The sequence below is a fragment of the Pseudomonas sp. NY15437 genome (assembly GCF_048068435.1).
In the GTDB taxonomy this organism is placed as follows: Bacteria; Pseudomonadota; Gammaproteobacteria; order Pseudomonadales; family Pseudomonadaceae; genus Pseudomonas; species Pseudomonas nitroreducens_B.
The window spans coordinates 1-808 of the sequence record NZ_JBLUQC010000042.1 but is presented as its reverse complement, the minus strand read 5'-3'; the positions used below and the strand labels follow the sequence as shown (position 1 = coordinate 808).

Sequence of the window (808 nt, the reverse complement as noted above, 5' to 3'; positions counted from 1 at the left end):
ATCGGCGACAGCGTCAGTGTGTTCCGCTTCGTTCGCTCCTACGACACCACGGTGATCATTCCGCAGCTTCAGCCAACCGAATAGCTCTCGTCCCACCGCGGCAGTTGGTGGTCGCCCGTGGCACCGCCCTGGCGGCCGGCCAGAGCGCCTTCACCAGAGACGGCAAGATGAAGGACAGGCGCCAAGCCTGCCGCAGTACATAGAGGTGTAGGGGAGGGACGGCAGCTACCGACCCGAAGCAGACGTTAAGCAATGCGGTCAATGCCTGTGCACTCGTTGGTCAGCTGCACTGTGTTCCAAGAAGTCTGGCATTCACCGCCACTCTGCAAAGGAATGTGGCTTCCAGAGGTTCGGGGGGCGCGCGACCACCATGGCCATCCGGTGGTAGGCAGCTTGCTGTTCAGCTGCTCGATTGCCGAGAAGGCGTGATTTTCACCGAGCGAGGCAAGAACACGAATTGCTTCGCCGGCGGTGGAACCCACCACGCCCACATGAGGCGCATGCTTCGCCTTAATTCCGGTTTTACCGGTCCATCTCAGGCCTTGCAGATCAGCTGCGAGGCCCGCTCGTTGCGCAGGGTCAGCGCGCTGAGTGGCATGGCGGCGGTTTCCGCCTCGCGGCGGGCATCGAGGATGATCCCGTGGTGGGCCGACTTGGCGCACACCGGATCGGGGGCTTCGGCATCGCCGGTAAGCATGAAGGCCTGGCAACGGCAACCGCCGAAGTCGCGCTCCTTCTCATCGCAGGAGCGGCACGGTTCGGGCATCCAGGCGTCGCCGCGGAAGCGGTTGAAGCCGAAGGATTCGTA

Annotated in this window: 1 pseudogene; it reads right to left on the bottom strand. The window is 63.2% G+C overall.

The features are described from left to right. Positions 1–535: 535 nt before the first annotated feature. Positions 536–808: pseudogene (locus ACNFIA_RS31940) on the bottom strand (pyrroloquinoline quinone biosynthesis protein PqqE); the annotation flags it as partial.